The following is a 25,483-nucleotide window of genomic DNA, read 5'->3' as shown; positions in this document are numbered from 1 at the left end:
GACACGAGCCCTCGTTCCCAATCGGTAGCGCGGGTCAGCGGATCAGTCCAGGACGTGCTCGTCGTAGCGCTTGCGCATCAGGGCGACCACGTCGTCGGGGTCGGCGGCCCAGATGTCGGCGTTGAAGATCTCGACCTCGATCGGGCCGTCGTAGCCGGCCGCCTCGACGAGCCGGCGCAGGTGCCGGAAGTCGATGTGGCCGTCGCCCATCATGCCGCGAGAGAGGAGCGCGTCGGCCGGGAGCGGGGTGATCCAGTCGCACACCTGGAAGCTCGCGATCCGGCCGGCGGCCCGCTCGATGGCGGCTTCCACGCGAGGGTCCCACCACACGTGGAAGGTGTCGACGACGACGCCGACCGCGTCGGCCGGGTGCGGCGCGGCCAGGTCGAGCGACTGGTCCAGCGTCGACAGCACACCGCGGTCGGCGCAGTACATCGGGTGCATGGGCTCCAGCGCCAGGCGAACCCCGGCCTGCTGCGCGTAGGGGACCAGCGACGCGATGCCGTCGGCCACCCGGGACCGCGCGCCGGCCAGGTCGCGCGACCCGTCGGGCAGGCCGCCGACCACCATCACCAGGCACTGCGCGCCCAGCGCTGCCGCCTCGTCGATGGCGCGCCGGTTGTCCTCGAGCGTCGCGTCCCTCTCGCCGCCGGGGAACGCGGTGATGAAGCCGCCTCGGCACAGCGACGACACTCGCAGCCCGGCGTCCGCGACCAGCCGGGCGGCCGCGGCGACCCCGTGGTCGTGGACCGGTTCGCGCCACAGCCCGATCCACTCGATGCCGGCCCGGACGCACCCGTTCACGGCCTGTTCGACGGACCAGCGGTTCGTCGTCTTCTGGTTCAGCGCCAGTCGCCGCACCGTCACACCACCCCGTAGGTCGTCAGCAGCGCGGACAGCCGGGCCGCGGCTAGCTTCGGGTCGGGGAGCAGCCCGGCGGCGTCGGCCAGCTCGAACGTCGTCACAAGTTGTGGAAGCGACCGGGCGCTCTGCAGCCCGCCGACCATGGTGAACCCCGGCTGCAGCCCGGACAGCCAGGCCAGGAACGCGATGCCGGTCTTGTAGTAGTACGTCGGCGCGCCGAACACCTGGCGTGCCAGTGGCAGCGTCGGCTCGAACGCCGCCTCGTAGGTTGTCAGGTCGTCGCGATCCAGCGCCTGCAGCGCGGCCGATGCCGCGGGTGCGATCGCGGCGAAGATGCCCAGCAGCGCGTCGCTGGCCCGGCCGTCGTCGTCGCCGCGGATGAGCGACGGGTAGTTGAAGTCGTCGCCGGTGTACAGCCGGACGCCGTCGGGGAGCAGCGCGCGTACCCGTCGTTCCAGCTCCGCGTCCAGCAGCGACACCTTGATGCCGTCGACCTTCGCTGCGTGGTCGCGGATCAGGCCGACGACGTGATCGGTGGCCACCTCGACGTCGTCGGCACCCCAGTAACCCTGCAGCGCCGGGTCGAACATCGGGCCCAGCCAGTGCAGGATGACCGGCGACGGCGCCTGCTCGAGCAGCCGGTCGTAGACCTTCCGATAGTCGTCCGGGCCGGTCGCGACCGCCGCGAGCTGGCGGCTGGCCATGAGGATGATCTGGGCGCCGGCGTCGTGCACCACCTCGAGCTGGGTCTCGTACGCGGCCGCGACCTCGTCCAGGCCGGTGGCGGGGGCCGCGAGATGGTCGGTGCCGGCACCGGCCGCGATCCGGCCGCTGACGGCGCGAGCCTCGGCGGCGCTGCGCCGGATGAGCTCCTGCGTCGCCGCCCAGTCCAGGCCCATGCCGCGCTGGGCGGTGTCCATGGCCTCGGCCACACCCAGCCCGTACGACCACAGATGGCGGCGGAAGGCGAGCGTGTGGTCCCAGTCGACGACGGCGGGCGCGCCGGGCACGTTGTCGCCGAGCGGGTTCGCGACGACGTGTGCCGCGGCGAAGGCCACCCGCGAGCGGAACGGCTCGGCCGGGCGCGTCCACGCCACCGGCTCACGCAGCACGTGCTCGCGAACGGCGCCGTCCGGACCGGGCACGCGTACCGACGCCGCGCCGCTCACAGCGACAGCTCCGGCAGCTCGACCCGCCTACCCTCCGCGGACGACTGCAGCCCGGCCTGGGCCAGCCGCACCCCGCGGGCGCCGGCGAGGAAGTCGTAGGGGTGCGGCGCGTCCTCGACGACGTGCCGGACGAACTGCTCCCACTGGGCCTTGAACCCGTTCTGCGGCGGTGAGTTGTCGGGCACGTCCTGCCACTGCTCGCGGTAGCGCTGCTCGTCGACGACGTCGGGGTTCCAGGTGGGCCGCGGCGTCGCGGTGCGCGGCTGGATGACGCAGTGGTGCAGGCCGGCGACGGCGCTGCCGTGCGTGCCGTCGACCTGCAGCTCCAGCAGCTCGTCGCGATGCACACGGACCGCCCACGAGGAGTTGAACTGCGCGACCACCCCACCGGCGAGCTCGAAGATGGCGTACGCGGCGTCGTCGGCGGTGACGTCGTACGGCTCGCCCTTCTCGTCCCACCGCTGCGGGATGTGCGTGATCGCCCGCGCCGTCACCGACTCCACCCGGCCGAACAGGTTGGTCAGGACGTAGTCCCAGTGGCAGAACATGTCGACCACGATGCCGCCGCCGTCCTCGCTGCGGTAGTTCCAGCTGGGCCGCTGCGCCTGCTGCCAGTCGCCCTCGAACACCCAGTAGCCGAACTCGCCGCGTACGGAGAGGATGCGGCCGAAGAACCCGCTTTCGACGAGTCGCCGCAGCTTGAGCAGTCCGGGCAGGAAGAGCTTGTCGTGGACGACGCCGTTCTTGACGCCCGCCGCCCCGGCCAGCCGGGCCAGCGCCAGCGCGCCCTCGACCGTCTCCGACACCGGCTTCTCGGTGTAGATGTGCTTCCCGGCGTCGATGGCCTTGACGATCGCCTTCTCGCGCACCGAGGTCAGCTGGGCGTCGAAGTACACCTGGTTGGCCGCGTCGCCGAGGGCGGCGTCGAGGTCGGTGGTCCACGTGTCGAGGCCATGCCGGTCGGCGATCTCGCGGACCTTCTCCGCGTTCCGCCCGACGAGCACCGGCGCGAGGGTGACCCGGGAGCCGTCGGACAGCTCGACCCCACCCTGCTCGTTGATCGCGATGATGGACCGGACCAGATGCTGCCGGTAACCCATCCGGCCGGTGACGCCGTTCATCACGACACCGAGCGACTTGACTGCCATGCCACCTCCTGGGAAAGCGCTTGCCCACCAACGGTAGAGGGTTCCGGCGCGGCATGGCAAGTTCCGGCGCGCCATCGATGTTGCGAGGTGAGGAATTTGTCGGCCTGTCCGCCTAATCACTCGGGGCTGGCGGACGGGGTGCGGCCGGCGCTGATCCGCGGTCATGCGAGCTCGCGGGCATCACAAGGATCACCCGTGGATCACGAGGCTTGTGAGCATGGTGTGACACGAGATTTCGTGCTGAACGTGATCATTGGAGCGCGAGGTGGTGACGGGTGCGGCGGGTCAGTCGATGCGGCGGGTGCTCTGACGCAGGACGACCTCCCCCTTGATGCGGCGGGTGCGGGGCTTGGTGCGCTCCGGGGCGCTCAGGACGAGGTCGAACGCCGTCGCGCCGACCTTCTCCAGCGGCAGCCGGACCGTGGTCAGGGCGGGGTAGACGTCGCGCAGGGTGCTGATGTCGTCGAACCCGGCCAGCCCGAGGTCGTCGGGCACGGCCAGGCCGCGCTCGCGGCAGGCGGCCATGGCGCCGACGGCCATGACGTCGTTGACGGCGAAGACGCAGTCCAGCTCGCCGCCGCTATCGAGCAGCGTCTGCATCGCCTCGTAGCCGCCGTCGCGGGTGAACGCGCCGTGCAGGACGAACGCGGGGTCGAGGTCGACGCCGCTGCGGCCCAGCCCGTCGCGGAACCCGTGGACGCGGTCGCGGGAGGTGAGCATGCGGTCCGCCCCGGCCAGGACGCCGAACCGGCGGTAGCCGAGGGCGACCAGCTCGGCCGCGAGGTCGCGTGCCCCGATGCGGTTCTCGATGACCACGGTGTCGACCGGCAGGTGCTTCTGCGAGATGGCGACGACGGTGCCGCCGTCGTTCTCGAAGATCTCGACCTCGCGCCGCAGCGCCTGCGCGTGGTCGTCGTCGTCCATGCGGCTGCCGGCCAGGATGACGGCGCGGCTGCGCTGGCCGCGGGCGGCTACGAGGTAGTCGACCTCGCGCTCGGACCGGCGCAGCGTGCTGCCCAGCGTGACCAGGACCTGGTGGCCCTCGGCGGCGCCCATGACGCCGGCGGCGATGGAGGAGAAGTACGGGTCGGCGATGTCCTGGACCACCAGCCCGACCACGTTGGTCTGCCCGCGCGCCATGGCCTGCGCCTGCGCGTTGGGTGCGTAGTTGAGGCTGCGCGCGGCGGCGAGCACGCGCTCGCGCAGGTCGTCGCCGACCCGGCGGGTGCTCCCGTTCAACGCGCGCGAGGCGGTCGCGAGCGAGACCCCGGCCCGCGCCGCGACGTCCATGAGCGTGACCGAACCGCGCTGTTGCTCGGCCATGGTTCTCCTGTCCACGTGGGAGTGCGTGTTCCACGATAGTGGGAGATCGGCGGCGAGCAGCGGCACCGCGCGGCCGCGACACATTCCGATCAGTAGGTGGAGGTGTCTCGACTCTAGACAGCATGTTAGATTGTCAGGACAAACTCGACACTCCGGGAGGGCGCGGCATGCGGGTCGGTTTCGTCGGTGTGGGGCGCATCGGTGCGGCCCACGCACAGGTGGTCCGCGACCATCCCGCGGTCACGGAGGTTCGGGTCGCCGACGCCGATCCCGCCCGGGCTCGCAAGGTCGCCGACGAGCTCGGCGTCGGCGCCGTCGCCACCCCGGCCGACGCGTTCAGGGACGTCGACGCCGTCGTCGTCGCCGCCGCGACGGCCGCGCACGCCGAGCTGATGACCGCCGCGGCCCGCGCCGGACTGCCGGTGTTCTGCGAGAAGCCGGTTGCCGTCGACGTCGCGGGGACGCTCGAGGTGCTGGCCGCGGTCGAGGCCGCCGGCGTGCCGAACCAGATCGGCTTCCAGCGCCGGTTCGACGCCGGCTACGTGGCCGCGCGGCGGGCGGTGCGCGACGGCGTCATCGGCGAACTGCGCCGGGTGCACCTGATCACCGCCGACGCCGAGCCGCCGCACCCGTCGTACGTCCCGACCTCCGGCGGCATCTTCCGCGACTGCCACATCCACGACTTCGACATCCTGCGCTGGGTCACCGGCCGCGAGGTCGTCTCTGTGTACGCCATCGGCGCCAACCGGGGCGCCGAGGTCTTCGCCACCAGCGGCGACGTCGACGAGTCCGCCGCCGTGCTCACCCTCGACGACGGCACGCTGGCGACGCTGCAGGGCTCGCGCTACAACGGCGGCGGCTACGACGTGCGCATGGAGATCGCCGGCACGGCCGCGACGTACGCCGTCGGGCTGGACGACCACGCGCCGCTGGTGTCGGCCGAGCCAGGCGTCGCGTTCCCCGCCGGGCCGTCCTTCCGCGAGTTCTGGAGCCGGTTCCGGCCCGCGTACGAGGCCGAGATCTCCGCGTTCGTTGACGTCGCCCGAGGCGAACGCGAGAGCCCGTGCACCGTCGCCGACGCGCTGGAGAGCTTCTACGTCGCCGACGCTGCCACCCGCTCGCGTGTCGAGGGCCGCCCGGTGACCGTGGACGAGGTGCGCGCAGGATGAGTTCTGGGCTGGACGTTCTCACCATCGGGCGGGTCGGCGTGGACATCTACCCCAACCAGGCCGGGGTGGGGCTGGAGGACGTCACCACATTCACCAAATATCTCGGCGGCTCGGCCACCAATGTCGCGGTGGCCGCGGCCCGGCACGGCCGGCGTTCGGCGGTCATCACCCGCACCGGCGACGATCCGCTGGGCCGGTTCGTGCACCGGGCACTCACCGGGTATGGCGTCGACGACCGCTTCGTCACCGCGGTCGACGACCTGGCGACCCCGGTGACGCTGTGCGAGATCTTCCCGCCGGACCATTTCCCAATCTACTTCTACGGTCGCACCCCGACAGCTCCGGACCTGCGAATCCGCGCGGACGAGCTCGACCTCGACGCCGTCCGCGACGCCGGCATCTTCTGGGCCACTGTCACCGGGCTGTGCCAGGAGCCCAGCCGGTCGGCAACCCTCGCCGCGCTCGAGGCACGCGGCCGGCGGGGCATCACCGTCCTCGACCTCGACTACCGGCCGATGTTCTGGCCGTCGCGCGAGGCCGCACGCGAGGTCGTCCAGGAGGCGCTGCGGCACGTCACCGTCGCCGTCGGCAACCTGGACGAGTGCGAGACCGCGGTCGGCATCCGCGAACCGGCCGCGGCGGCGCGGGCGCTGCGCGGTGAGCACGGGGTCGCCACCGCCGTGGTCAAACAGGGTCCGAAGGGCGTGCTCGCCGTCGACGACACCGGCGCCTACGACGTCCCGCCGATCCCCGTCGACGTCCTCAACGGCCTGGGCGCCGGCGACGCGTTCGGCGGGGCGTTGTGCCACCTGATGCTCGCCGGACGGCCGCTGGACGAGTGCGTCCGCTTCGCCAACGCCGCCGGCGCCATCGTCGCCACCCGGCTGGCCTGCTCCGACGCCATGCCGACGACGGCCGAGGTCACCGCGTTCCTGGAGGGTGATGCACAAGCCATCGGTGGCGGGCGAACGGGCGATGGGGGGCCGACGGTCTCGCGGAGCCCTCGGTCCGGGGATCGAGGCCGACATTGATGGTCGCGCGTTCTTCGCATCACCCGACATCGGAAGGGTTGGTTGAGGATGCCGATGTCCGCTGACCGTCTGCGCACCATCGTGGAGACGCGCGTCCACCGGCCGGACGCCATCGCCGAGGCCGCCGCGCGCCGCAAGCGTCCGGACAGCCTGCTCGGGCCGACCGGCAAGCTCATGGTCATCGCCGCGGACCATCCGGCACGCGGGGCGCTGCGGGCCGGGCCCGACCCGCTGGCCATGGCCGACCGCGCGGAGCTGCTGGACCGGCTCATCGTGGCGCTGGGCCGGCCGGGTGTGAACGGCGTGCTCGGCACCGCGGACGTGCTGGAGGACCTGCTGCTGCTCGGCGCCCTCGACGACAAGGTGGTGGTCGGTTCGATGAACCGGGCCGGGCTCGCCGGCACCGTGTTCGAGATCGACGACCGCTTCACCGGTTACGACGCCGCGGCCATCGACACGATGGGCTTCGAGATGGGCAAGATGCTGCTGCGCATCGACCCCGAGGACCCGGCGACCCCGCCCACCATGCACGCCTGCGCGCAGGCCGTCGACTCGCTCGCGGCCCGCGGCAGGATCGCGCTGGTGGAGCCGTTCATCTCGCACCGGGTCGACGGCCGGCTGCGCAACGACCTGTCCACCGAGGCGGTGGTCCGGTCGGTGACGGTGGCCGCGGGCCTGGGCACCACGTCGGCCTACACCTGGCTGAAGCTGCCCGTGGTCGACGACGACCCCGCCGGCATGGAGCGCGTGCTGTCGGCCTCGACGCTGCCTGCGGTCCTGCTGGGCGGCGAGGTGCCCGACGACCCGGACGCGGCGTTCCGCCAGTGGGAGAAGGTGTTGCGGCTGCCGACGGCGATGGGCCTGGTGGTCGGCAGAACGTTGCTGTACCCGCCGGACGGCGACGTCGCCGCGGCGGTGGACACCGCGGTGAGCCTGCTGTGAGGTCCCATGATCATCAACGGTCGGCGACGCCATGAGGTCGCCAGCGGTTGATGATCATGGGGGACAGGGAGATGGGATGAGGCACTACTGGCCGGCCGGGAGCGGCGGGCGCGACCCGTACGCCGTCGAGCTGACCCCGAAGATCGCCGACGGATGGCGCTGGACGTCGCTGCGGGTGCTGTCGCTCGGCGCCGGGCAGACGCACGAGTTCGGAAGCGGCGAGGAGGAGCTGTTCGTGCTGCCGCTGTCCGGCGGCTGCACGGTCACCGTCGACGGCGAGCGGTTCTCGCTCACCGGCCGCCCGGACGTGTTCAGCGGCCCGACCGACACCGTGTACGTGCCGCGTGAATCCTCCGTCGTGATCGGCAGCGACGGCGACGGCGTCCGGCTCGCGCTCCCGGGCGCGCCGTGCACGAACCGGCTGGCCACCCGCTACCTGCCGGCCGACGCCGTCGCCGTCGAGATCCGAGGTGCGGGCAATTCCACCCGCGAGGTGCACAACTTCGGCTCGGCCGACACGTTCGAGGCGGACCGGCTGATCGCGGTCGAGGTGATCACGCCGGCGGGCAACTGGTCGTCGTACCCGCCGCACAAGCACGACGAGGACCGGCCCGGCGAGGAGTCGGAGCTGGAGGAGATCTACTACTTCGAGGTCAGCGACGGCCCGGCCGGCCCCGGTTTCGGCTACCACCGGGTGTACGGCACCGTCGATCGGCCGATCGACGTGCTGGCGGAGGTGCGCACCGGCGACGTCGTGCTGGTGCCGCACGGCTGGCACGGTCCGTCGGTCGCGGCGCCGGGCTACCACCTGTACTACCTGAACGTCATGGCCGGGCCGGGCGCCACCCGGGAGTGGCTGATCAGCGACGACCCGGCGCACGCCTGGGTCCGCGACGAATGGGCCGCGCAGGCCCCCGACCCCCGACTCCCCGTGATCATCAACGATCAGCGACGCCATGACGTCGCCAACGGTTGATGATCATGGGAGCTGGAAGGAGAGAGACGACATGAGGCTGACGGTCGGGCAGGCCACGGTCCGGTTCCTGGCCGCCCAGCACACCGAGCGCGACGGCGTCGAGCACCGGCTGATCGCGGGGTGCTTCGGCATCTTCGGGCACGGCAACGTCGCCGGGATCGGCCAGGGCCTGCTCGAGGCCGAGCTCGACGCGCCCGGCGCGCTGCCGTACTACCAGGCACGCAACGAGCAGGGCATGGTGCACGCCGCGGTCGGCTTCGCGCGGATGCGCAACCGGCTCTCCACGCTGGCCTGCACGTCGTCCATCGGCCCGGGTGCGACGAACATGGTGACCGGCGCGGCGCTGGCCACCATCAACCGGCTGCCGGTGTTGCTGCTACCCGGCGACGTCTTCGCCACCCGCGTCGCCGACCCCGTGTTGCAGCAGCTGGAGGCGCCGCACAGCCCGGACGTGTCGGTCAACGACGCGTTCCGGCCGGTCTCGCGGTACTTCGACCGGGTGTGGCGGCCCGAGCAGCTGCCGGCGGCACTGCTGGGCGCGATGCGGGTGCTCACCGACCCGGCCGAGACCGGAGCGGTGACGGTCGCGCTGCCGCAGGACGTGCAGGCCGAGTCGTTCGACTGGCCGGCTGAGCTGTTCGCCCGGCGCGTCTGGCACGTCGCCCGGCCGGTCCCGGAACCGGCCTCCCTCGCTCGCGCGGTCGACGTGATCCGCGGTGCCGAGCGGCCGCTCGTCGTCGCCGGCGGCGGCGTCATCTACAGCGAGGCTACCGAGGCGCTGCGGGCCTTCGCCGAGGCCACCGGCATCCCGGTCGCCGAGACCCAGGCCGGCAAGGGCAGCCTCCCGTACGACCACCCGCTGGCGCTCGGCGCGGTCGGCGCCACCGGGACGACTCCGGCCAACCGGTTCGCGCGCGAGGCCGACGTCGTCATCGGCATCGGCACCCGGTACAGCGACTTCACGACGGCGTCCAGGACCGCGTTCCAGGAACCCGGCGTGCGGTTCGTCAACGTCAACATCACCGGGTTCGACGGCGCCAAGCATGCCGGGCTGCCGGTGGTCGCCGACGCCCGCGTCGCGTTGGAGGCGCTGATCGAGGCGCTGCGCGGCTGGCAGACCGGCGCCGGCTACCGCGAGCTGGCCGCCACCCTCAACGCCGACTGGGACGCCGTCGTCGAGGCCGCCTATACCGCCGGGCACACGCCGCTGCCGGCGCAGACCGAGGTCATCGGCACGGTGAACGAGGTCAGCGAGCCGCGCGACGTCGTCATCAACGCGGCCGGCTCCATGCCCGGCGAGCTGCACAAGCTCTGGCGCACCCGCGACCCCAAGGGCTACCACGTCGAGTACGGCTACTCGACCATGGGCTACGAGATCGCCGCCGGTGTGGGCGTGCGTATGGCGGTGCTGGACCACGAGCCCGACCGGGACGTGTTCGTGCTGGTCGGCGACGGTTCCTACCTGATGATGGCGCAGGAGCTGGTCACCGCCGTCCAGGAAGGCATCAAGATCATCGTCGTGCTGGTGCAGAACCACGGGTTCGCCTCGATCGGCTCGCTGTCGGAGTCGCTCGGCTCGCAGCGGTTCGGCACGTCGTACCGGTACCGCTCCGGCGCGTCCGGCCGCCTGGACGGCGACGTGCTCCCGGTCGACCTGGCCGCGAACGCCGTGAGCCTGGGCGTGCGGGTGGTGCGGGCGGGCTCGGTCGACGAGCTCGAGGCCGCGCTGCGCGACGCCAAGGCCGCCCCCGCCGACGGCGGCCCGGTACTGGTGCACGTCGAGACCGACCCGCTGGCCGGTGCGCCGGACAGCGACGCCTGGTGGGACGTCCCGGTCAGCGAGACGGCGTCCCTGGACACCACCCGCTCCGCGCGCGCGGAGTACGAGCGGCACAAGAAGGCGCAACGGCCCTTGATCGGCCCGGAGCGGACGAAGGAGAACGACGCATGACGACCATCGAGCACTGGATCGGCGGCGGCACCACCCGGGCCGGCTCGACCCGGACCTCGCCGGTGTGGAACCCGGCCACCGGCGAGCGGCAGGCCGAGGTCCTGCTGGCCGAGCCGGCCGACGTCGACGTCGCGGTCACCGCTGCCGCCGCGGCCTTCGAGAGCTGGTCCCAGGCGTCGCTGACCAAGCGGACCAACGTCCTGTTCGCCTTCCGCGAGCTGATCGCCCGGCACGCGCGAGACCTTGCCGAGGTCATCGCAGACGAGCACGGCAAGGTGGTCTCCGACGCGCTCGGCGAGGTCCAGCGCGGCCTGGAGGTCGTCGAGTTCGCCTGCGGCATCCCCAATCTGCTCAAGGGCGACTACTCCGACCAGGTGTCGACCGGCGTCGACGTGTTCAGCTTCCGTGAGCCGCTGGGCGTGGTCGCGGGCATCACGCCGTTCAACTTCCCCGTCATGGTGCCGATGTGGATGCACCCGGTCGCGATCGCCTGCGGCAACGCGTTCGTGCTCAAGCCCAGCGAGCGGGACCCGTCGGCGTCGATGCTGGTGGCGAAGCTGTGGGCCGAGGCCGGCCTGCCCGACGGCGTCTTCAACGTCGTGCACGGCGACAAGGCCGCCGTCGACGCGCTGCTCGACCACCCCGACGTGGCGGCGGTGTCGTTCGTCGGCTCGACTCCGATCGCGAAGTACATCCACGGCCGGGCCGGCGCCAACGGCAAGCGCGTGCAGGCACTCGGCGGCGCCAAGAACCACGCCGTCGTGCTGCCCGACGCCGACGTCGACTTCGCCTCCGACCACCTGGTCGCCGCGGCGATGGGCTCGGCGGGGGAGCGGTGCATGGCCGTCTCGGCGGCGGTCGCGGTCGGCGCCGGCGCGGACGAGCTGGTCGAGGCGGTGGCGGCCAAGGCCGCGGCGGTCCGGGTCGGCCCCGGCCGCGACGAGTCCAGCGAGATGGGCCCCGTCATCACCGCCGCCGCCCGTGACCGCATCCTCGGCTACATCGACACCGGCGAGAAGCAGGGCGCCACGCTCGCTGTCGACGGCCGCGGCCTCACCGTGCCCGGGCACGAGGACGGGTTCTTCGTCGGCCCGACGGTGCTGGACCGGGTGACGCCGCAGATGGACGTCTACCGCGACGAGATCTTCGGCCCGGTGCTGTCAGTCGTCCGCGCGACCGAGGTGGACGAGGCGATCGCGCTGATCAACGCCAACCCGTACGGCAACGGCACCGCCATCTTCACCAGCAGTGGCGAGGCCGCCCGGCGGTTCCAGCGCGGCGTCAAGGTCGGGATGATCGGCATCAACGTCCCGATCCCGGTCCCGATGGCCTACTACTCCTTCGGCGGATGGAAGGACTCGCTGTTCGGCCAGTCGCACATCCACGGCCCGGAAGGGGTCGCGTTCTACACCCGGGCCAAGGTCGTGACGTCACGCTGGCCGCGGGTCGAACATCCCATCGGCGCCAGCTACCACTTCCCGACAACGTCGTGATGGCCCGATGATCGTCTGAGTGATCGGCCGGGGTCGCGTCGGCGGGCGGGCCCGGGCCGTTCGAGGGCTTCCCGATTCCCGCCGCGCGGGACCCCGCCGCCCATCGGTGGCGAGGCCCCGCACCGCCAGGTGAGGAGATCGCAATGACGCGACGACACCGACCCGACCGGGCGACCACTCGGCCCCGGCTCAGAAGCTCGCCTCGGCGGGATGCCTCGCCGCCTCGGCTGAGAAGCGTGCCTCGGCGGGATGCCTCGCCGCCTCGGCTGAGAGCCGCGCTGGCCGTCGTCCTCGCCGTGACGGCAGCGGCCTGCAGCAGCTCCGGTGGCCGTGAAGCCGAGGAGGAGCGCGAGCGGGCAGCTGAGGCCGGGAATGCCGGCCCGCCGCAGTACACCGTCGCCTTCGTCACCCACGAGGCACCCGGCGACACCTTCTGGACGATCGTCCGCGCCGGTGCGGAGGAGGCCGCGGCCCGGCACAACATCGAGCTGGTGTACTCCAACGACCCCGAGGGCCTGCGGCAAGCCAACCTGGTGCAGAACGCCGTCGACTCCCAGGTCGACGGCATCGCGGTGACGATGAACAAGCCGGACGCGATGACCCCCGCGGTCCAGCAGGCGGTCGAGGCCGGCATCCCCGTCGTCGGCGTCAACTCCGGCATGGACGCGTGGCAGAACGCAGGCGCCATCATGTTCTTCGGCCAGGACGAGACGATCGCCGGCCAGGCCGCCGGGGAGCGGCTCAGCGAGGAGGGCGTCAGCAGCGTCCTGTGCGTCCTGCACGAGCAGGGCAGCGTCTCGCTGGAGGCCCGCTGCGACGGCGCCGCCTCCACCTTCACCGGCACCATCGAGAAGCTCTACGTCGACGGCACCAACATGCCGTCGGTCCGCTCCACCATCCAGGCCAAACTGGCCGAGGACCCCGGCATCGAGCGAGTGCTGACGCTGGGCGCGCCGTTCGCCGTCACCGCCGTCCAGTCCGTCGCCGACGCCGGCTCGGCGGCCCAGGTGGTCACGTTCGACACCAACGCCGAGCTGGTGGCCGCCATCGAGGCCGGCGACGTCCTCTGGGCTGTCGACCAGCAGCCCTACCTGCAGGGATACCTCGCCGTGAGCGGACTGTGGCTGCAGATCACCAACGGCAACGACATCGGCGGCGGCGAGGCCGTGCTCACCGGTCCGTCGTTCATCACCAGCGAGAACATCGACGCGATCGCCGAGTACGCCCAGCGCGGGACGAGGTGATCGGCTCATGAGCGACGTAGTCGAGGCACGGCCCGGCCCTGGTCCGGCCGGCACCGGACCAGGTGGCGACGACGGCCCGCGGCGCTCGATGCTGCGGCAGCTGTTCCTGCGGCCCGAGACCGGCTCGCTGGTCGGCGCCGTCGTCATCTTCGTGCTCTTCTTCGTGGTGGCCGGTCCGTTCCGCCGGGTGGAGTCGTTCGCGACCATCACCTACGAGGCGTCCGTGCTGGGCATCATGGCGGTCGCGGTCGCGCTGCTCATGATCGGCGGCGAGTTCGACCTGTCCGCGGGCGTCGCCGTGACGACGTCGGCCATCACCGCCGCGGAGCTGAGCTACCAGCTCACCCTGAACGTCTGGGTCGGCGTGATCGCCGCACTGGCCGTGTCGCTGGCGATCGGGTGGTTCAACGGGTACCTCGTGGTGCGCACCGGCCTACCCAGCTTCTTGGTGACCCTCGGCACGTTCCTCATGCTCCAGGGCGTCAACCTCGCGGTGACCAGACAGATCACCGGCACCGTGTCGACGCAGCGGATCTCCGACATGGACGGTTTCGGCTCCCTGGAGGCGATCTTCGCCTCGGAGTGGGACATCGGCGGCGTCCGGTTCCGCACCGTGATCCTGTGGTGGCTGCTGTTCGTCGCCGTCGCCACCTGGGTGCTGCTGCGCACCCGTGTCGGCAACTGGATCTTCGCCGTCGGCGGCAACGAGGCCAGCGCCCGCGCCGTCGGCGTACCCGTCGCGAAGGTGAAGATCGGGCTGTACATGGCCGTCGGGTTCGCCGCCTGGTTCGTCGGCATGCACCTGCTGTTCTCGCTGCAGACCGTGCAGGCCGGCGAGGGCGTCGGCAACGAGTTCCAGTACATCATCGCCGCGGTCATCGGCGGCTGCCTGCTGACCGGCGGCTACGGCTCGGCGATCGGCGCGGCCATCGGCGCGTTCATCTTCGGCATGACCCGGCAGGGCATCGTCTACGCCGGGTGGAACCCCGACTGGTACATGACGTTCCTCGGCGCGATGCTGATCCTCGCGACGCTGACGAACCTGTACGTGAAGAAGCTGGCGGCCAGGAGGTAGTGGTGGTGACGTCCGTAGGTACGACGCTGATCGAGATGGAGAACGTCGGCAAGGACTACGGCGCCATCCGCGCCCTGTCCGACGTGTCGCTGACGGTGCGCGCGGGCGAGATCACCTGCGTCCTCGGCGACAACGGCGCCGGCAAGTCGACCCTGATCAAGATCATGTCCGGGTTGCACCAACACACGTCCGGCGTGATGCGCGTCGACGGGGAGGAGACGGAGTTCGGGTCGCCCCGTGAGGCGCTGGACCGGGGGATCGCGACGGTGTACCAGGACCTTGCGGTCGTGTCGCTGATGGAGGTGTGGCGCAACTTCTTCCTCGGCTCCGAGGTTCGCCGCGGCATGGGGCCGGTGAAGATGCTCGACGCCGACGGGATGCGGCGCACCGCCCGCGAGGAGCTGGCCAAGATGGGCATCGAGCTCGCCGACATCGACCAGCCGATCGGCGAGCTCTCCGGCGGGCAGCGCCAATGCGTCGCCATCGCCCGGGCGGTCTACTTCGGTGCCCGGGTGCTGATCCTCGACGAGCCCACCGCCGCGCTGGGCGTCAAGCAGTCCGGCGTGGTGCTCAAGTACACCGCCCGCGCTCGCGATGCCGGCCTGGGCGTCGTGTTTATCACCCACAACCCGCACCACGCGTTCCTGGTCGGCGACCACTTCATCGTCCTCAAACGGGGCCGGATGAACCTCGACTGCCGCCGCTCGGAGATCAACCTGGACCAGCTCACCCAGGAGATGGCCGGCGGCGACGAGCTGGACACCCTGGCCCACGAGCTCCGCCGTTGACCCCTTGGCGCCTCGCACAACCCCGGTTGATCACGGAGTCGGCCAGCATCCCGGCGTTCGGGGAGCTGACCTGCTCCATGATCAACGTGCGAGGGGCGGCGGAAGGGCTCGGGTCAGCTGGCCCAGGCCATCAAGGACTCGTTGCGGCGCGGGTCGCGCAGCAGCATGAGCGCGTGCTTCTCCAGCTGGCGCACCCGCTCGCGGGAGACGCCGACCTCGTCGGCGACGTCCTGCAGGGTGTGCTCGTGCCCGTCGACCAGGCCGTAGCGCATCCCGATGATCTTCGCCTCGCGGGTGGGCAGGGAGTCGAGGACGGTGCGCAGCTGCTCGCTCAGCGCCCGGCGCTCGACCAGGTCGCTGGCCTGGACGGCGTCGTCGTCCTCGATCAGCTCGCCGATGCTCGACTCGCCGTCGTCGCCGATGGGGGTGTCGAGGCTGAGGGGGTCGCGGGCGACCCGGCGCAGCTCGACGACCTTCTCGACCGCAATCCCTGCCTCCTCGGCGACCTCCTCGACCGTCGGGTCGCGGCCCAGCAGGCGCTGCAGGTCGCGGTCGATGCGGTGCAGCTTGGCGACCGTCTCGGACACGTGGACGGGGAGCCGCACCGTGCGTGTCTGCTCGGCCAGTCCGCGCTGGATGGCCTGGCGGATCCACCAGGTGGCGTAGGTGGAGAACTTGAAGCCCTTGGCGTAGTCGAACTTCTCGACCGCGCGGATGAGCCCCAGGTTGCCCTCCTGGATGACGTCGAGGAACGGTAGGCCGCGGCCGGACAGCTTGCGCGCGACCGACACGACCAGTCGCAGGTTGGCACGGATCATGTGGTCGCGGGCGCGCTCCCCGTCGCGGACCAGGGTCTCCAGCTCCGCGCGGTGCTTACCGGTGAGCCTGCGCTTGGAGGGCACGGCGCCGGCCAAGAGTTGCTCGGCGTAGACGCCGGCCTCGATCCGCTTGGCCAGCTCGACCTCTTCGGCCGCGGTGAGCAGCGGGGTGGAACCCAGCTGTGCCAGGTACCGCCCGACCAGGTCAGGCTCACCCTCGGTGCGTGCCTGCCTGCGCCGCGGCGAACCCGCCCTACCGGCCTTGGGTGCAGCTGCCATCAGTCGTGTCCCCCTCGAGGTCGAGTCAGTGTCCGGACCGTACCCGCACGATCAGCGAACATACGTTCACAACGTGTGAGCTCCGGGGAAGATTCCCGGGACCAGTGTTCAGATGCGTGTTTTCGTGATAAAGGACCTGCCCCACGGTATCCACCGCCGGGTCTGCCGGCCGGGTCGTCCGCTTTCTGGACCCGGCCGGACACGGCAGCCTGACCGTACGTACTGTTGTCAGGACAAAGTCGGGCGGAGGCCCGCCCGGGCCCGGGTTCGAGGACGGATGGGATTGGGGTGGCGATGAGGGGAATTGCCGGTGCGCCGGTGAGCTTCGGCGTCTTCGAGCTCACAGCGGACCAACCGCTCCCGGAACCGGAGGAGATCCTCGCGCCGCTGCGGGACCTCGGGTACGACGGCGTGGACCTCGGCCCGGTCGGGTGGCTGGGCCGAGGCGAAGAGCTGCGCCGCCGGCTGACGACGTACGGACTGGCGCTGGCCGGCGGCTGGGTGGACCTGCCGTTCACCGACGACGACGCGTTCGCCGCGGCGCTGCCGATGCTCGACGACGCCCTGGAGGTGTTCGTGGCGGCGGCCGAGATCGACCCGGCCCGTCCGCCGCTCCCGACCCTGGCTGACTCCGGTGACGAGCGCCGCCGGGCCAACCCGGGCGGGGCGGCACCCGGGCTCAGCCTGGACGAGAAGGGCTGGGACCGGCTGGCCGCGAACGTCGCCACGGCGGCGCGGCTCGTGCGCGACGCCGGCCTGGAACCGACCTTCCACCACCACGCGTGCACGTATGTCGAAACGCCGGCCGAGATCGACGAGTTCCTGGCCCGCACCGACGTCGGGCTGACGTTCGACACCGGGCACCTGCTCATCGGCGGCGGCGACCCGCTCGAGGGCTGGCGGCGCTGGGGTGGGCGGATCAACCACCTCCACCTCAAAGACGCCCGCACCGAGGTGCTGGACCAAGTGGTGCGCGAGAAGGCCGGCATGCGCGCGGTCTGGGAGCGCCGCGCCTTCGTCGAGCTCGGTGCCGGTGACCTCGACGTCGAGGGCTTCATGGACGCGGTGCGCGACAGCGGCTTCGACGGCTGGCTCGTCGTCGAGCAGGACGTCGTGCCGTCGCCGTCCGACTCGCCCGGCCGGGTGGTCGAGGACCAGCGGGCCAACCGCGAGGCGTTGCGGCGGTGGCTGCCGTGACCACGCGGGTGCGGATCGCCGTCGCCGGTCTCGGCGCCGTCGCGCAGTCCGTGCACCTGCCCCTCATCCTGCGCCGCTGGGACCTGTTCGAGCTGGCCGCGGTCTGCGACCTGTCGCCGTCATTGCGCGACGCGGTCGGTGCGCAGTACGGCGTGCCGGCGCAGCGGCGCTACGGCGAGGTCGACACCATGCTCGCCGAGGCCGACGTCGACGGCGTCGTGCTGTTGACCTCCGGCTCGCACGGCGACGCGGCGCTGCGGGCGCTGAGCCGAGGCATCGCCGTCTTCTGCGAGAAGCCGCTGGCCTTCACCCTCGCGGAGGCGGACGCGCTGGCCGAGGCCGAAGCCGCGCTGGGCCGGCCGGCGCTGCTGCTGGCGTACATGAAGGAGCACGACGAGGCGGTCTGGCGGACGGCGGAACTGCTGGCTGACGCGGACGGGGTCCGTGCGGCCGAGGTGTGCGTGCTGCACCCGACCGGGGAGTCGCAGCTGGACTTCGCCAACCTGCGCCCGGCCCCGGCCGACATCGACCCGGCCGCGTTGGACCGGCTGCGGGAGGACTCCGAGCGGCTGGTCGACGCCGCGATCGGGGCCGGCACGCCGGAACGTCTGCGCGGCCTGTACGCGAACATCGTCCTCGGCAGCCTGGTGCACGACACGTCGCTGCTGCGGGCCCTGTTCGGCGGGCTGGTCGGCGTCGACGGCGCACGGGCCTGGCCCGACGACGCGTTCCCGCCGTCGGTTGAGGTCGAGGGCTGGCTGCCCGGCGCCGTGCGGGCACGGATGAGCTGGCACTACCTCCCCAACTACCCGGCCTACGAGGAGACGCTGGTGGTGCACCACGCCCGCGGCTCGCTGCGGCTGACGTTCGGCACGCCGTACGTGCTCAACAACCCGACGACGCTGGAGGTCGTCGCGCCGCCGGAGCACGCGGTGCCGGCCGGCGTCGTCCGCTCCACGTTCGTCTCCACCGACGAGTCGTTCGAGAACGAGCTGGTCGAGTTCCACCGCATGGTCACCAAGGGCGAGCGGCCGCGCGCCGGCGTCGCCGAGGGACGCGCGGACATCCTCACCAGCCAGCGGATCCTGCGCGCCCTGGCCGGCGGCGATCTGCTGAGCGGAGAGGCGACGAGGTGAGCGAGCGGAGTGGTGGGCCGAGGGACGAGGTCGCGCCGCGGAGTGAGCGATCTGAGGAGCGCGACCATTTGAGCGGTGAGGCAGGAGAGGCGGCGACGGCATGACCGAGCCCGAGATCGTCCTGGTGCCGCACACCCACTGGGACCGGGAGTGGTACGAGCCGTTCCAGGTGTTCCGGCTGAAGCTGGTGGACGTCGTCGACGACGTCATCGCACGGGCCGGGGCTGACCCGGAGTTCCGGTTCACGCTGGACGGGCAGTTCGCGGCGGTCGAGGACTATCTGGAGATGCGGCCGGAGTACCGGTCCCGGGTGGCGGCCCTGGTGGCGAACGGGCAGCTGAGCGTCGGGCCGTGGTTCGTCCTCCTCGATGAGTTCCTGTGCTCCGGCGAGACCATCGTGCGCAACCTGGAGCTGGGTTGGCAGGGTGCGACGGCGCTCGGCGGGGCCATGCCGGTGGGCTATCTGCCGGACATGTTCGGCCACATCGCGCAGATGCCGCAGATCCTGGCCCGGGCCGGCATCCGGCACGCGTGCCTGTGGCGCGGCGCTCCCGGTGCGCTGGCCAGCCACGGATGGCGCTGGGAGGCACCCGACGGCAGCTCGGTGCGCGTCGAGTACCTGTTCGACGGCTACGGCAACGCGCTGGGCGTGTTCGCGCTGCCCGACCGGCTGGGCGAGGCGGCCGCGGCGTACCGCGACGAGACCCGGTCCTGGTACGGCGACGACCCGGTGCTGGGCATGCTGGGCACCGACCACTCCGCGCCCCGTCCGGACCTCATGGAGCTGGTGCGCGGGCCGGGCGGGCAGGGCCTCTCGGTCGCCGGCCTCGGCGAGTACGTCACCCGGTTCCGCCCCGACGACCCCGCGCTGCCGGTGGTGGTCGGCGAGCTGCGCAGCCACGCCCGCGGCAACATCCTGCCCGGGGTGATCTCCATCCGGGTCGGCCTGAAGGAGGCGATGGCACGGGCGGAGCGAGTCGTCGGCGAGGCGGAGGCACTGGCGGCCCAGTACGACACGGCCACGCCGGGGGAGCGGGCCCGCTTCTTCCGCCTGGCCTGGCGGCGCATCGTCGAGTCCACCGCGCACGACTCCGTCACCGGCTGCGGCGTCGACGAGACGGCCGACCAGGTGGCGGCCCGGCTCGCGGAGGCCGCCCAGCTCGGCCGGGCCGTCCGCTCCAGCGTCCTGGCGTCGATGGCCGCGACGGTGCCCTCCGACGCGCACCTGGTGGTGAACACCGTGCCGTGGCCGCGCACCGTCCTGGTCGAGCTGGACGTCGCCGCCCCGGACCCGTCCGCGCCGACGACGGCCGTGGTGGCCGGTGGCGCCGCGGTGCCGGTGCAGGAGCTGGAACGCTCGGTGACGACGCTCGGGGACGAGAAGCTGCCCGCCGCCGACCTGGACAAGGTGCTGCGCCGCATCCACGGCCGCGAGCTGTTCGGCCAGCAGATCGACGACTACACCGTCGCGCCGGGTGCGCTGGACTTCGCCGTGGCGAAGGTGCCGTCGACGCCGGAGTTCGACCTGGCGGCGCTGCGGTCGGAGCTGGCCGAGGCGGCGGAGGCGGAGCCCGGGGAATGGCGGGTCCGGACGGTGGCGCGGCAGCGTCGCCGGGTGCTCGTCGCCGTCCCGGTGGACGCTTCCGGCCAGACGGCGGTCCGGGTGTCGCAGGCGGCTGGCCGGGCGGAGGCCGTCGATGCGGCGGGCGGCGTCGCGGTGTCCGGCGATCGCGTCCTGGCCTCGCGCGACGTCCGCGTCGAGGTCGCGGACGACGGCACGCTGGAGGTCAGCAGCCCGGACGGCACGACCCTGACGGGCGTGGGCCGGCTGGTGTCCGGCGGCGACCGTGGCGACAGCTACAACTTCGGCCCGCCGGCCGGCGACGTCGTCGTCGACACACCGACGTCGGTCGAGGTGACGGTGGTGGAGTCCGGGCCGCTGCGCGGAATGCTGCGGGTGGTGCGGCGCTACGAGTGGCCGGAGTCGCTGTCCGACGACGTCGACGTGCGCTCGGCGGCGACAGTGCCGGTCGAGGTCACGACGCTGGTGGAGGTGCGGACCGGCGAGCCGTTCATGCGTCTGGACGTGTCGTTCGTCAACCCGGCACGCGACCACCGGGTGCGGCTGCACGTGCCGTTGCCGGCGTCGGCCACCGAGTCCGCCGCGGACGGACAGTTCGCGGTGACAGTGCGCGGGCTGACCTCTGAGGGCGGCTGGGGCGAATACCCGCTGCCCACGTTCCCGGCCTCGGCGTTCGTGTCCGCGGGCGCCGCGACCGTGCTGCTGGACCACGTCACCGAGTACGAGCTGACCGGCGACGGCAGTGAGCTGGCGCTCACGCTGCTGCGCGCGGTCGGCTGGATGAGTGTCAACCTGCACCCGCTGCGCGACGAGCCCGCCGGGTCCGAGCTCGAGGTGCCCGGCGCGCAGTACCTGGGCGTGCCGGTGCGGACCAGGCTCGCGGTGGTGCCGCGCGCCGGCGGCTGGGGGCCGTCCCGGGCGCCGCGGCTGGCCGAGGAGTTCCGGCACGAGCCGCTGACGGCACCGGGCTCGGCCACCGCGGGCGGCGCGCTGCCACCGTCGTCGGCGGGCATCTCGGTCGGCGGACCGGGCGTGGTGACGTCGTCGATTCGCAGCCTCGACGGCGAGATCGAGGTGCGCCTGGTCGCGATGTCCGCCGCGCCGACGACGGCGATGGTGGCCGGCTCGTTCACCACGGCGACGCGCACCGACCTGCTCGGCCGGCCGCTCGAGCCGCTGACCGTGACCGGCGGGCGCGCCGACGTCGAGCTGGGCCCCTGGGAGATCGCCACGGTCCGGCTCAGCTGACCGCGGGCGGGCGCGCCCCCTGTGCTGCCTATCGGGTGTGCACGCGCAGGCCCATGCGGTCGGTGATGTCGGGCAACGTGCTGAACAGCGACACGTCGTTGGCGTGGCAGGTGGACGGCTGGATCTTGCCGCCGTGGTGGATGCCGTAGGCGATGCGGGTGCCGCTGGAGTAGCGGTACCAGCCGCCGCCGCTGTCGCCAGGGCAGGTGTCGATCTCGTCCACCCGGGCCATGTTGCGTGCCGTGGAGTCGTTGACGTCGCCGAGCACGCCGCAGCGGATGCCCGAGGTGCTGGACTGTGCCGCGATGCACACCGTCTGTCCCGGCTGCATGCTGGACTCCGACGTGATCCGCCCGTCCAGCGGGAGCTGCATGTTGTTCGCGTTCTCGTGGAACAGCCAGCCCCAGGTGGCGTTCAACCAGTACTCGTTGTCCACCCGGATCGCCGCGGCGTCCACGTCACCGGTGTTGTGCCGGCCGCGCATCGGCCCGATCGCGCGGCCGTCGTGGCTGAACGTCGTGCCGGTGGACCCGCAGTGTGCCGCCGTCAGCATCCACTTGTGGCTGTTCGTCGTGGAGTTGGCGGTGAAACCGCTGGAGCAGTAGTAGTTGTCGTTCCCGCGGCGGATCTCCAGCCCGGCGCGCAGCGGGCGCTGGCACTCGAACTGGCTCTCGCACGCCTCAGGGCCGGTGGTGCCGTTCCGCCGCGCGACGGCTTCCATGATGTCCGGCAGCTGCACCTCGCCCGAGCGGACGCCGCGCAGCGCCCGCAGCGGCAGCTCCACCACCACGCGGTTCTCGCGCATGTCCACGCCGGCGCTCGCGCCGGCCGGGACGTCGGGGTGCTCGCCGGCGTTGACCTGGTCGCGCTGCTCCAACAACGTGGCGAGGCTGTAGTCGACGTCGTGGGTGCGTACGTCGATGCCCCGGTCCGTCGCCGCGGCGGTGAACTCCGCGGCCGCGTCGGGCGTCGTCGACAGCAGGTGCTGGGTGTCGGTGGCGCCGTCGTACCAGGCGCCCCCGTAGGTGTCCGGCGACTCCGCGGCCAGCTCCTCGATCAGGGCGACCCGCTCGTCCTCGGCGTTGATGCGCTGCCACGCCTCTGTGTCGCTGACGCCGGGGAAGGCGTCCTGGAAGGCGCGGACGGCATCCATGGCCTCGGGGTCGGTGGAGTCCGCGGGGTCGGCCGGGATGTCGGTGGAGCCGGAGTCGGCGGTGGAGTCGGCGGCGGTGCCGGCGCTCGACGGGGTCGCGCCGAGCACTGCGAGTGTCAGAAAGGAGATGGCGGCAACGGCGAGTGTGCGTCGTCGGGTCACGGTGTTCTCTCTGCTCCGGTCACGGGTCGTGACGAATCGGTGACAACGGGTGAAGCTGGTGGATATCCGAGAAGTCAGAGCCTAAGCAGAGGTTGATCACGAGCCGACATCGGGGTCGGCCATGATCGGGTGGCTGTTCAGACGGCGCTGGGCTCCTCGACCGGTGGCTCGGCGGCGACGTTGATGCGCAGGGCGGCGACCAGCTCGCGGTAGAGCTCGTCGCTGTCCAGCAGCTCGCCATGGGTACCCACCGCGCGGATGCGCCCGGCCTCCATGAGCACGATCTGGTCGGCGTCGACCACCGTGGAGAGCCGGTGCGCGATGGTGACGACGGCGCCCTTCTCGGCCTGACGGCGGATGCCCTCGGCCACGGCCGCCTCGCTCAACCCGTCGAGCTGGGCGGTGGCCTCGTCGAGCAGGAGCAGCTCGGCGTCGGTGACCAGGGCCCGGGCCAGTGCGACCCGCTGCCGCTCGCCGCCGGACATGGTGGTGGGCGAGACCTCGCTGTCCAGGCCGTGCTCCAGCACACGCACGCGGTCGGCGAGCCGGACCACCTCGAGGGCGGCCCAGACGGCGTCGTCGCCGGCGTCGGGCGCGGCGTAGGTGAGGTTCTCGCGCAAGGTGCCCGGGACCAGCGGCGTGTCCTGCTCGACGTAGGCGATCCGGCCGCGCAGGTCGCCGAGAGTCCAGTCCTGGAACGGCCGGCCGTCCAGCCGCACCTCGCCGCGCTGGGGCTGCAGGAACTTCAGCAGCAGCGAGAAGACCGTGGTCTTGCCGGCGCCGGACGGTCCGACGATGGCCGTGTGGCCGTGCCGCGGGATGGTGAGCGTGACACCGTCGAGCGCCGGGGCGGCCTCGGGGGAGTAGCGGAAGACGACGTCGCGCAGCTCGAGTGTGGTCGGAGCGGCGCCGGCCGGCGTCACGGGGCTGAGGGCCGGCCGGGACTCCGCCGCCGGCGGGTCGGACTCCACCGCCAGGCCGTCGATCTCGGCGATGCGCGCTGCCGCCGCGAGGCCGGACTGGATGGCCGTCAGGCTCATCGTCAGCAGCATCACCGGCATCATCAGTTGGAACGCGTAGAGCAGGAACGCGACCAGCGCGGTCACCGTCATGTCGCCGGTGGAGACGCGGTAGGCGCCGAGGCCGAGGATCAGCATGACGGCGAGGTTGATGCCGCCGCCGGTGATCGTCCACGCCCACGCCTCGATCTTGACCGCGCGGATGCTCTTCTGCGCCGACCGGTGGGCGTGGCCGGAGATGCGGTCGGTCTCGCGGTCCTCGGCGCGGGCGGCCTTGACCGTGCGCAGCGCCCGCAGCACGCCCTCCAGCCGCCCGCCCAGGGCGCCGATCTCCTCCTGCGCCTGCTGCTGGGCCTTGGCCAGCCGCGGCATGAGCGTGCCGGCCAGCACCCCGACCACGACGATGACGCCCAGCGTCGTCCCCAGCAGGACCCAGTCGAGGTAGGCCATGAACACCAGCGCGCCGACCAGACCGACCACGCCGTTGACGGCGTTGACGATGCTGGACGTGGTGGCCTCGCGGATCAGCATCGTGTCGGACGTGACCCGGGTGACCATCTCGCCGGGACTGCGGTTGCCCAGCTCGGTGACCTTGGTGCGCAGCAGATGCCGGACCATGCCGGTGCGGGCGGCCAGGATGATCCGCTCGGCGAGCTGGCCGAGCAGAATGGCCTGGACCAGCCCGATGACGGCGCCGGCCACCAGCAGTACGGCCAGCAGCGTGACCGGCCCGCGCAGCGACGCCGACACCTCCAGGCCGTCGAGCACGCTCTTGGTGACCATGGGCGTCACCAGCTCCGCGCCCGTGCCCAGCAGGCCGAGCAGGATGCCGACGGCCAGCACGCCCCGGTGCGGACGGGCGTAGCGCCACAGCAGCCGCGCCTTGGCCGACATCGGCAGGTCGGGGGTCTCGCCCGGGTCCGGCGTGGCGCCCGCCTCCTGGTACGGGGCGCGGCTGGCGGTGGTGGGCGGCTGGTCGGTCGACTGGTCGGGCGGCCGGGCCATCGGAGCTCCTCGAGTGGTGGGACTCGTCACCGGAAGAATGACACATTCATGTCCCATTTTCAACAGCGAGTGTTTCCTTATGGGGAGGTCCTGTAGAGTACGGGGCCATGACGACGCAGGTGGACTCCGGCGTGCGGCAGCGCACGCGCAGGGCGATCCTCGACGCCGCGGCAGCCGCCTGGGCCCGCGACTGGTCGACGTCCCTCGGCGACATCGCCGACCGCGCCGAGGTCAGCCGTAGCACCCTGCACCGGTACTTCCCGGAGCGTCAGGCGCTGGTGGACGCGCTGCTGATCGACGCCCAGGACACCCTGGAACGGCTGTGGACCGGTGCCACCGCGGCATCCGGATCGCCCATCGAGTCGATCGAGAACATCATGATCGCCATCGCCGAGGAGGCCAACCGGATCGTCTTCCTCTTCAGCGACCCCAGCCGGTTCGCCGGCAATCCCAATTGGCGCGCCGACGACGACACCGACGACATGGTCGACCTCGTCCGAGCCGCCCAGGCCGACGGCACCGTCGACTCCGACATCGATGCCGAGTTCACCGTCGGCATCGTGTACTCGCTGGTCTACGTCGCCGCCGAGGCCGCCGCGTCCGGCCGGATGCCCCGCCACAAGGCCGCCGAGTACGCCGTCCGCACCTTCCGCCACGGCCTCTCGCCCCGCCATCACGCATGATCGGTCGCCCGCCGCCTCAACGGCAGTA

General features: G+C 72.1%; 20 protein-coding genes. 13 read left to right on the top strand and 7 right to left on the bottom strand.

Annotated features, from left to right (window positions below):
• Window positions 1–42: 42 nt before the first annotated feature.
• The 4 genes from E1269_RS11295 to E1269_RS11280 form a co-directional block, all read right to left on the bottom strand.
• Complete coding sequence (locus E1269_RS11295) at window positions 43–867, bottom strand: sugar phosphate isomerase/epimerase family protein (protein ID WP_203433359.1); 825 nt, start codon at window positions 865–867, stop codon at window positions 43–45.
• Window positions 864–2,033: a dihydrodipicolinate synthase family protein gene (locus E1269_RS11290; RefSeq protein ID WP_131894427.1), complete on the bottom strand. Its 1,170-nt coding sequence runs from the start codon at window positions 2,031–2,033 to the stop codon at window positions 864–866. The genes E1269_RS11295 and E1269_RS11290 overlap by 4 nt, the downstream gene beginning before the upstream one ends.
• On the bottom strand, window positions 2,030–3,181 hold the full coding sequence (locus E1269_RS11285) for a Gfo/Idh/MocA family protein (protein WP_131894425.1): 1,152 nt from the start codon (window positions 3,179–3,181) through the stop codon (window positions 2,030–2,032). Before E1269_RS11285 ends, E1269_RS11290 begins: the two co-directional genes overlap by 4 nt.
• A gap of 285 nt (window positions 3,182–3,466) precedes the next feature.
• Window positions 3,467–4,504 (bottom strand): LacI family DNA-binding transcriptional regulator, encoded by a 1,038-nt coding sequence (locus tag E1269_RS11280; RefSeq protein WP_131894423.1) that lies wholly within the window; start codon window positions 4,502–4,504, stop codon window positions 3,467–3,469.
• Between the two features lie 167 nt (window positions 4,505–4,671).
• On the opposite strand from E1269_RS11280, the gene E1269_RS11275 reads away from it, so the two are divergent.
• The 9 genes from E1269_RS11275 to E1269_RS11235 all read left to right on the top strand — a co-directional run bounded on the left by E1269_RS11275 (window position 4,672) and on the right by E1269_RS11235 (window position 15,173).
• Window positions 4,672–5,673 (top strand): Gfo/Idh/MocA family protein, encoded by a 1,002-nt coding sequence (locus E1269_RS11275; protein ID WP_131894421.1) that lies wholly within the window; start codon window positions 4,672–4,674, stop codon window positions 5,671–5,673.
• Window positions 5,670–6,704 (top strand): 5-dehydro-2-deoxygluconokinase, encoded by a 1,035-nt coding sequence (gene iolC, locus E1269_RS11270; RefSeq protein WP_131894419.1) that lies wholly within the window; start codon window positions 5,670–5,672, stop codon window positions 6,702–6,704. Before E1269_RS11275 ends, iolC begins: the two co-directional genes overlap by 4 nt.
• A 54-nt stretch (window positions 6,705–6,758) precedes the next feature.
• The gene (locus tag E1269_RS11265) at window positions 6,759–7,646 is read left to right on the top strand and encodes a Cgl0159 family (beta/alpha)8-fold protein (RefSeq protein ID WP_131894417.1); all 888 of its coding nucleotides are present in this window, start codon (window positions 6,759–6,761) and stop codon (window positions 7,644–7,646) included.
• A gap of 76 nt (window positions 7,647–7,722) precedes the next feature.
• The gene (gene iolB, locus E1269_RS11260) at window positions 7,723–8,622 is read left to right on the top strand and encodes a 5-deoxy-glucuronate isomerase (protein WP_131894415.1); all 900 of its coding nucleotides are present in this window, start codon (window positions 7,723–7,725) and stop codon (window positions 8,620–8,622) included.
• Between the two features lie 31 nt (window positions 8,623–8,653).
• On the top strand, window positions 8,654–10,573 hold the full coding sequence (gene iolD / locus E1269_RS11255; protein WP_203433355.1) for a 3D-(3,5/4)-trihydroxycyclohexane-1,2-dione acylhydrolase (decyclizing): 1,920 nt from the start codon (window positions 8,654–8,656) through the stop codon (window positions 10,571–10,573).
• Window positions 10,570–12,066 carry a CoA-acylating methylmalonate-semialdehyde dehydrogenase gene (locus tag E1269_RS11250; RefSeq protein WP_131894411.1) on the top strand — a complete coding sequence of 499 codons (1,497 nt, stop codon included), beginning with the start codon at window positions 10,570–10,572 and terminating at the stop codon, window positions 12,064–12,066. Before iolD ends, E1269_RS11250 begins: the two co-directional genes overlap by 4 nt.
• Window positions 12,067–12,302: 236 nt before the next feature.
• Window positions 12,303–13,310, top strand: a complete 1,008-nt coding sequence (locus E1269_RS11245) for a substrate-binding domain-containing protein (protein WP_203433353.1) — start codon at window positions 12,303–12,305, stop codon at window positions 13,308–13,310.
• A 7-nt stretch (window positions 13,311–13,317) separates the two neighbouring features.
• On the top strand, window positions 13,318–14,385 hold the full coding sequence (locus E1269_RS11240; RefSeq protein ID WP_131894407.1) for an ABC transporter permease: 1,068 nt from the start codon (window positions 13,318–13,320) through the stop codon (window positions 14,383–14,385).
• A gap of 35 nt (window positions 14,386–14,420) precedes the next feature.
• The gene (locus tag E1269_RS11235; protein ID WP_131894532.1) at window positions 14,421–15,173 is read left to right on the top strand and encodes an ATP-binding cassette domain-containing protein; all 753 of its coding nucleotides are present in this window, start codon (window positions 14,421–14,423) and stop codon (window positions 15,171–15,173) included.
• Between the two features lie 113 nt (window positions 15,174–15,286).
• Here the strand turns inward: E1269_RS11235 and E1269_RS11230 are convergent, their stop codons facing one another.
• Window positions 15,287–16,270, bottom strand: coding sequence for a sigma-70 family RNA polymerase sigma factor (locus tag E1269_RS11230; RefSeq protein WP_131894405.1), 984 nt, complete (start codon window positions 16,268–16,270; stop codon window positions 15,287–15,289).
• A gap of 294 nt (window positions 16,271–16,564) precedes the next feature.
• On the opposite strand from E1269_RS11230, the gene E1269_RS11225 reads away from it, so the two are divergent.
• The 3 genes from E1269_RS11225 (at window position 16,565) to E1269_RS11215 (ending at window position 21,433) form a co-directional block, all read left to right on the top strand.
• Window positions 16,565–17,467 carry a sugar phosphate isomerase/epimerase family protein gene (locus E1269_RS11225; protein ID WP_131894403.1) on the top strand — a complete coding sequence of 301 codons (903 nt, stop codon included), beginning with the start codon at window positions 16,565–16,567 and terminating at the stop codon, window positions 17,465–17,467.
• Window positions 17,464–18,603, top strand: a complete 1,140-nt coding sequence (locus E1269_RS11220) for a Gfo/Idh/MocA family protein (protein ID WP_203433351.1) — start codon at window positions 17,464–17,466, stop codon at window positions 18,601–18,603. Before E1269_RS11225 ends, E1269_RS11220 begins: the two co-directional genes overlap by 4 nt.
• Before the next feature lie 100 nt (window positions 18,604–18,703).
• Window positions 18,704–21,433: a glycoside hydrolase family 38 N-terminal domain-containing protein gene (locus E1269_RS11215; protein ID WP_131894399.1), complete on the top strand. Its 2,730-nt coding sequence runs from the start codon at window positions 18,704–18,706 to the stop codon at window positions 21,431–21,433.
• 28 nt (window positions 21,434–21,461) lie between these two features.
• Here the strand turns inward: E1269_RS11215 and E1269_RS11210 are convergent, their stop codons facing one another.
• Window positions 21,462–22,748 carry a S1 family peptidase gene (locus E1269_RS11210; protein ID WP_131894397.1) on the bottom strand — a complete coding sequence of 429 codons (1,287 nt, stop codon included), beginning with the start codon at window positions 22,746–22,748 and terminating at the stop codon, window positions 21,462–21,464.
• A gap of 137 nt (window positions 22,749–22,885) precedes the next feature.
• Complete coding sequence (locus tag E1269_RS11205; protein WP_131894530.1) at window positions 22,886–24,661, bottom strand: ABC transporter ATP-binding protein; 1,776 nt, start codon at window positions 24,659–24,661, stop codon at window positions 22,886–22,888.
• Between the two features lie 218 nt (window positions 24,662–24,879).
• Here E1269_RS11205 and E1269_RS11200 point away from each other — a divergent pair, with 218 nt between their 5' ends.
• Complete coding sequence (locus tag E1269_RS11200; RefSeq protein ID WP_131894395.1) at window positions 24,880–25,455, top strand: TetR/AcrR family transcriptional regulator; 576 nt, start codon at window positions 24,880–24,882, stop codon at window positions 25,453–25,455.
• Window positions 25,456–25,483 lie beyond the last annotated feature (28 nt).

Source organism: Jiangella asiatica (assembly GCF_004349065.1).
Lineage (GTDB): Bacteria > Actinomycetota > Actinomycetes > Jiangellales > Jiangellaceae > Jiangella > Jiangella asiatica.
The sequence above is the reverse complement of the archived record's forward strand: the minus strand, read 5'-3'. Positions and strand labels throughout refer to the sequence as shown.

What these genes read in the sequence shown, in the direction of transcription:
- iolB (WP_131894415.1), top strand. Translation starts at nt 7,723, where the DNA reads ATGAGGCACTACTGGCCGGCCGGGAGCGGCGGGCGCGACCCGTACGCC.
- iolC (WP_131894419.1), top strand. Translation starts at nt 5,670, where the DNA reads ATGAGTTCTGGGCTGGACGTTCTCACCATCGGGCGGGTCGGCGTGGAC.
- E1269_RS11200 (WP_131894395.1), top strand. Translation starts at nt 24,880, where the DNA reads ATGACGACGCAGGTGGACTCCGGCGTGCGGCAGCGCACGCGCAGGGCG.
- E1269_RS11225 (WP_131894403.1), top strand. Translation starts at nt 16,565, where the DNA reads ATGAGGGGAATTGCCGGTGCGCCGGTGAGCTTCGGCGTCTTCGAGCTC.
- E1269_RS11235 (WP_131894532.1), top strand. Translation starts at nt 14,421, where the DNA reads ATGGAGAACGTCGGCAAGGACTACGGCGCCATCCGCGCCCTGTCCGAC.
- E1269_RS11285 (WP_131894425.1), bottom strand. Translation starts at nt 3,181, where the DNA reads ATGGCAGTCAAGTCGCTCGGTGTCGTGATGAACGGCGTCACCGGCCGG.
- E1269_RS11265 (WP_131894417.1), top strand. Translation starts at nt 6,759, where the DNA reads ATGTCCGCTGACCGTCTGCGCACCATCGTGGAGACGCGCGTCCACCGG.
- E1269_RS11280 (WP_131894423.1), bottom strand. Translation starts at nt 4,504, where the DNA reads ATGGCCGAGCAACAGCGCGGTTCGGTCACGCTCATGGACGTCGCGGCG.
- E1269_RS11215 (WP_131894399.1), top strand. Translation starts at nt 18,704, where the DNA reads ATGACCGAGCCCGAGATCGTCCTGGTGCCGCACACCCACTGGGACCGG.
- E1269_RS11250 (WP_131894411.1), top strand. Translation starts at nt 10,570, where the DNA reads ATGACGACCATCGAGCACTGGATCGGCGGCGGCACCACCCGGGCCGGC.
- E1269_RS11205 (WP_131894530.1), bottom strand. Translation starts at nt 24,661, where the DNA reads ATGTCGGCCAAGGCGCGGCTGCTGTGGCGCTACGCCCGTCCGCACCGG.
- E1269_RS11275 (WP_131894421.1), top strand. Translation starts at nt 4,672, where the DNA reads ATGCGGGTCGGTTTCGTCGGTGTGGGGCGCATCGGTGCGGCCCACGCA.
- E1269_RS11240 (WP_131894407.1), top strand. Translation starts at nt 13,318, where the DNA reads ATGAGCGACGTAGTCGAGGCACGGCCCGGCCCTGGTCCGGCCGGCACC.
- iolD (WP_203433355.1), top strand. Translation starts at nt 8,654, where the DNA reads ATGAGGCTGACGGTCGGGCAGGCCACGGTCCGGTTCCTGGCCGCCCAG.
- E1269_RS11230 (WP_131894405.1), bottom strand. Translation starts at nt 16,270, where the DNA reads ATGGCAGCTGCACCCAAGGCCGGTAGGGCGGGTTCGCCGCGGCGCAGG.